The organism is Acidiphilium sp. JA12-A1, assembly GCF_000724705.2.
GTDB classification, from domain to species: Bacteria; Pseudomonadota; Alphaproteobacteria; order Acetobacterales; family Acetobacteraceae; genus Acidiphilium; species Acidiphilium multivorum.
Window position 1 is genome coordinate 1 of the sequence record NZ_JFHO01000103.1, and the last position, 5,790, is coordinate 5,790.

Here is a 5,790-nt window from a genome sequence, read left to right on the forward strand (position 1 = left end):
GGACGACATCGTTGAGCACGAAGATGCGTGCCGGATTGTCCGCCGTTCGGTTGACGCCGCGAGCACGCCCGACCGCCTGAATCACTTCTGCGTCCGTGATCGCGCGCCGGATGCTTTCGAGCGATGGATCGACGAAACCCGTCCGAGAAATCGGTTCGCCGCGACCATCACGCATGAGAATATGGTCGATCATCGGCGCCATCTCGGTCGTGGTTGGGTGCTTGCCGGTCAGGGCAACCACAATGGCACGATGCGCTTCCGGCGACGCCTGTGGACGGCCGATCACGAATAGACAGTCCACCACGCCGAAAGCATCGAGACCGGCGATGGCATTGAAATGTGCCACATCGACGCCGGGGATGCCGGCGAATTCGGCTTCCGCGCCGTGATACGTGATCACCAAGCCGGAGCCGTCACCCACCTGCAGCCGAATGAAATCCCGGATGTTACGGATGCGACGGGCGCGCCGTCTGTCCTCGGCGGTGCCCCCCTCGGTAGGAAGCACGGACGTCTTGCCAAAACCACCTGTGGGGAGACCTTTCTTGTCGACCGTCGGGAGCACTTGCGTCACATGCTGATGCGGCGTGGCGGCGCGCAATGATGCCGTCAGACGCATGTGCGGAAGGAAAGCCCTGACCTGATCAAGGGCCAGTGTGGCGCAGGGCGACCCAATGGTCTATGCACAGGCAGCAGCGCTACACTTTGACCCAATGGCCCCACGATGACCGAACGTCGCCCATTTTTAGAGGACGGTTCCGCGTCTGGCATATCTCGAACGGCCTTTCGGCGAATGCGGAAGGCGCAAAAGCTGGAACTAATGATCGATTGGTTTGGCCAAAACTACGAGGACCCCGCCGAACGCACCCCCTATGACAGCGCCGAAGGCGGTTACCTCTGGATTTGGGGAGGGCCGCATGACGCGCGTGACGTGTTATATACGAAGTTTGGGAGTTTGGTTTCAGAAGGGCTCATCGACGAAGCGGCGCAGGAGATAGAAGCTGAAGGCACGGTCGATTGGGCTTCGAAGCCTACACGTGAAGATTATGACGAAACTGCCCCCCCCGACGAACCTATCGCTCTGGATGTCTTTCTAGACGAACCCAGCGCTGAGTACGGAACGCTCGCCGAACGTAGCGCTCGTGCAGAAGCGCGGGCCGCGGTTGAACAACTTCGCGCAGCACTGGATCAGGTTCGACCTATCGGCATTGGCCATAATCGGCCACCGGCCAGTGAGTCTGAAGCTGCAGAAGATGAGGGCGCCAACCTTGACGAGCTGCGTCGTGCCGCCGCAGAACTCAGCGCCGAACTGTCAAAATCCAAGCCGACCATCGCATTTGTTAAGCGGTGGGTGGCCCCCCTCCGGAATGCGATCATTGCAACTGCAACGTGGGGCGCGAAAAAGCTCGACAAGGCGATGGACGCGGCAATGACAACCGCAGGAAGCATTGTAGGGGGGGGAGCGGTCGCATGGCTCGCGAATTTAGACCCGTCACTTCATCACGCATTCGGCGCGGTGGTGCAGTGGCTGGAAATCGCAGCCAAATCTATTTTTTAGATATAAATATCAAAAGTTAACGATGACGATCACGGCGCGGCTTCCCCAAGTAACAGGACGGCCCGCAGGGCATGCCGTCGGAACGAGAGCGCTCCGAGTTCCGCCGCTCCTCTCAGAACTGCAGATCGTAGTGCTCGTCGTGATTGTCGGTGCAAGTCCCGATACCATGCGGATTGAGCCCCGCCTGAATCTGCATGCTGCAGGTTAGCATCGTTCCCTTGTCGCCGCGCAGGAAACCCCTCGCATTGGCCATGTTCGAGCGGACAGTGGTGAAACTTTCGCCTGAGGGAACACCGCCACCTACGTTTGCGACGCCGAAAGAACTCGCTTGGGCTGAAGGCAGAACGCCGACGTATGAACCTGTGAAGGCTTCGCCAGTCTTTGGATTGAATGCCTTCATGCCGCCCGTGTGGAACTCCTTTTGGATGGAGAAGCTCAGGACGGTCCCGTCGTTGCTATAGATCGTGCCGGGAATCCATCCGCCTATCATCGAGCAGCCGACCAGACCGATGCTTGCGACGTACGCGATAGCACGAAAGACCAATTTCAGACGGCGCATTACGAGTCCCTTGCACCTGCATCCAATGGCACACCTCAACAAAGCCCCGTTCTATTAGTGCCGTAATTGTATTGCAAGCGCACCGAACTCGACATGACGAGCCGGGGCCGACATGACCAGCGGACCACTTATCGTGGGCATTGGACGAAGAAGTCACGCCGGCTCCACAGATCGACGTTCTTGAATGGTTCTTCACCGGCGCGTTGTTAGGCGATACGGCGATCCCCGGCCGAGTGAGGGTGGTGTCAGCGTAAGCCGAACCAAATGTGACGAGTGGGACGCAGACCCGTTCGCGGCCGGCGCAGGTCGGAGAAGATCGCGAGCTAAATAGAAATGGACGAGGCAATTCGGCCTCGGGTAGAATGCCGGAATTAGACGAAAAATGGATTTCAGAAACACGAACTGGCTCACGCGGGACGATTTGTCCCAAATTTTGGGAATCGCCCGTTCAACGCTGGATAACGCTGCGGCCCGTGGTTACGGACCGCCGTTCTACCGCGTTGGGCGGCTGATTCGGTATGACGCGACCGAAGTGCAAGCGTGGATCGACGCCGGGTACACTGTCCCCAAGCGTACAGCCACGAGCGGCTTTTTCGAAACGAACTGACAGAAGACTACGCCCGGCGCAGACACGCCGGGCGCATTGATTGGGCATTATTTTGATGAACACTTCTATTTATGACGACGCTGACAATGATCGAAATTTGTCATCGGCTTCAGAGGCCGAACTGCATTTGATATTGGCGGAGGAAGCGCGGCATTTCCGTTCCGTTATTCTTCGTAGTGGTTACCTTCCAGTTCCTCTCGCCAGCGCCGAGAAGGTCCCCTCCGAGCACGATTGGCCGATCAAGGCCCGCGCCCGTGCTGGCCAAACAGAGTGGATCGATCCGATCACGGCTCGCGACTGGAACACCGGTATTCTCTGCGCCGGCCTCTACGCGGTCGACGTGGACGTTGATGATCCGAGTGCCGCCGACGAGGTAACGGCCGCGCTGCTCGACACGCTCGGACCGTCGCCGGCAAAGCGCGTTCGCGGCCATACCTCGCCTCGATATCTCGCGCTGTACCGCGCCGAAGGCGAGCCGAGAAAGCAGAAGGTGGGTAAGGTCGACGGCTACAAGGTCGAAATCCTCGGCCTCGGCCAACAGTGCATGGTCCACGGCATCCATCCCGATCTCGGAGTCGTCGAATGGATCACGCCTGAGGGCCGCTCGGATGACGGTCTCGCGCGGGTTCCGCGTGAGACCCTGCCTCTGATCAAGGCGGTCCAGATCGCCGAGTTCCTCTCCCGGTGCCGCACGATCTTCGGCATCGGCGACGATGAGCCGAAGACGACAGACCCGGAACCGTGGGCACCGCACGGCCGCGAGCGCAGCGACTACACCGACAACGATGTCGCCGACATCGTGGCTCACCTCCCGGCTGACACGGGCTACGATGACTGGGTCGCTGTGCTGTCTGCCATCTACCGCGCGACCGGTGGCAGCGCCCGTGGCCGCGATCTCGCTCACGAGTACAGCCGCAAGAGTCCAGCCTACCGGCACCGGTCCGTCGACGAGAAATGGCTTGCCTTTCGCCACGGTGGCGCGCTGCGGCACGATTTCGGCCACCTTCTCACGCGCGTGAGGGAAGCCGAGCCCGCCTACCTGACGCCCAGCTTCCGCGCGAAGCTCTCCTCGGCCCGTCGTGAACATGCTTCGGCATCGGCCGGGGTTCCCGCCGATCAGGTCATCATGGACGCCGATTTCTGATGACCCCGGAGCAGTACGAGAAGCACATCGCGGCGGTCTGCGATCAGATCGTCGCGAAAGCGAATGCCGGTGCGGTCATCGACCCCGCAACCGTCAACGCGCGGCTGGAAGCCCGGAACCCGGCCAACTGGCCGATCCACGCTCTGTGCGCCAAACTCCGGGTGCCGGGTTTCCATGGACCGCGCCACGAACCGGCTCTTGCCAGCGCGGCGGCGGTCCGCGTCAAAATGGTGCGGGAGATCCAGAACGTCATCGACAAAATTCTGACGTGGCACCGAAGCGGAAGCGGTGACGTCGGCGCAGCCGGTCTTCATTTCGCCATGCACGTCGATGTCGGCCTTGGAAAATCCTCCGCCGTGCGACGAGAGGTGAACCGCTTCATATCTGAGGCGCGCGCGGCCGGGAGCCCGCACCGGGTGCTCTGGCTCGTGCCCCACCATAGGCTCGCGGATGAGACACTGAAGGAGTTCAGGCTGCTCGGGATCAAGGCTGTCGTCTGGCGCGGTCGCGATACCATTGATCCCGGCTCGGGTCAGACAATGTGCCGTGACCTCGACGCGATCAATGAAGCGCAAGCCGTCCACGCCGACGTGGGAAAGACCGTCTGCGGCACTCAGGGAGGGCCGCAGTGCCCGTTTCGGAGTAGCTGTCAGTACCTGCAGCAGAAGCAAGCCGCCGCATCCGCCGACGTCATCATCGCGGCCAACAATGCGCTGTTTGTGCCTATCCCGATCTCGGTCAGCGATTTCGGCATTGTGGTCGTAGACGAAGGGTTCTGGCAGCGAGGCGTGCAGAAAAGGCGTGACATTTCCCTTTCATCGCTCGCTTCCGATGTACGTCGCAATCAGGTCCTCGCGAACGGTGCCCCCGATCCGAGTGGGACCCGCAAGCTCTATGGCTGGTGCACCATCGTCGAGCGTGCAGTGGCCGCCGCGGCCGACAATGAGTTCCTAACCTCCGCATCCTTCAACGGCCTGCTGACCATCGCCGACGCGCAGGCGGCAGCCAAGCTGGAGTGGGCGCGCAAGGTGGACACGACACGCCTACTCCGGCCGACGATGAGCGCCACGGATCGGGAAGCGGCCTTGGACAAGGCTGCTGTGAACCGCACTCTCTCGCGTCGTGCAGAGATGTGGCGTGCCATCGAGGCGATGCTCTCCGGCGCAGAGGACGGTCGGCTGCAGAAGGTCGAGCAACGTTGCTCTTCGGGCGTGCAGGCGACGCTAGCCCTTTATGGGCGGCATCAGGTCCATGAAGACATCGCGAGGCTTCCCATCCTGCACCTCGATGCGACACTGGCCCTTGATCAGGTCAGGGCTTTCCTTCCGCACATGCGTCTGACGGCATCATTGCGCGCCGCCACGCCGCATCAGCATGTGACGCAAGTGCTCCCGACGGTCGACAAGAAAGGTCTCCCCACAGGTGGTTTTGGCAAGACGTCCGTGCTTCCTACCGAGGGGGGCACCGCCGAGGACAGACGGCGCGCCCGTCGCATCCGTAACATCCGGGATTTCATTCGGCTGCAGGTGGGTGACGGCTCCGGCTTGGTGATCACGTATCACGGCGCGGAAGCCGAATTCGCCGGCATCCCCGGCGTCGATGTGGCACATTTCAATGCCATCGCCGGTCTCGATGCTTTCGGCGTGGTGGACTGTCTATTCGTGATCGGCCGTCCACAGGCGTCGCCGGAAGCGCATCGTGCCATTGTGGTTGCCCTGACCGGCAAGCACCCAACCACGACCGAGATGGCGCCGATGATCGACCATATTCTCATGCGTGATGGTCGCGGCGAACCGATTTCTCGGACGGGTTTCGTCGATCCATCGCTCGAAAGCATCCGGCGCGCGATCACGGACGCAGAAGTGATTCAGGCGGTCGGGCGTGCTCGCGGCGTCAACCGAACGGCGGACAATCCGGCACGCATC

6 protein-coding genes are annotated in these 5,790 nt (G+C 61.3%); 4 read left to right on the forward strand and 2 right to left on the reverse strand.

What is annotated here, in order from left to right; genetic code table 11:
• A partial coding sequence (locus RT91_RS16905) for a hypothetical protein (RefSeq protein ID WP_205408984.1) occupies nt 1-616 on the reverse strand: 616 nt, incomplete at its 3' end.
• Nucleotides 617-790: 174 nt separating this feature from the next.
• Here RT91_RS16905 and RT91_RS21630 point away from each other — a divergent pair.
• A complete protein-coding gene (locus tag RT91_RS21630) occupies nt 791-1,555 on the forward strand; it encodes a hypothetical protein (protein ID WP_035188637.1) in 765 nt (254 codons plus the stop codon).
• A gap of 112 nt (nt 1,556-1,667) precedes the next feature.
• Here RT91_RS21630 and RT91_RS16910 read toward each other — a convergent pair whose 3' ends face one another.
• Nucleotides 1,668-2,114, reverse strand: a complete 447-nt coding sequence (locus RT91_RS16910) for a hypothetical protein (RefSeq protein WP_035188639.1) — start codon at nt 2,112-2,114, stop codon at nt 1,668-1,670.
• 382 nt (nt 2,115-2,496) lie between these two features.
• Between RT91_RS16910 and RT91_RS23070 the strand changes: the two genes are divergently transcribed.
• The 3 genes from RT91_RS23070 to RT91_RS16925 all read left to right on the forward strand — a co-directional run.
• Complete coding sequence (locus RT91_RS23070) at nt 2,497-2,721, forward strand: AlpA family transcriptional regulator (protein ID WP_035188642.1); 225 nt, start codon at nt 2,497-2,499, stop codon at nt 2,719-2,721.
• 40 nt (nt 2,722-2,761) lie between these two features.
• A complete protein-coding gene (locus RT91_RS16920) occupies nt 2,762-3,865 on the forward strand; it encodes a PriCT-2 domain-containing protein (RefSeq protein WP_152982860.1) in 1,104 nt (367 codons plus the stop codon).
• Nucleotides 3,865-5,790: hypothetical protein (locus RT91_RS16925; RefSeq protein WP_035188649.1), on the forward strand; the 1,926-nt coding region annotated here is incomplete at its 3' end. The genes RT91_RS16920 and RT91_RS16925, both read left to right, overlap by 1 nt.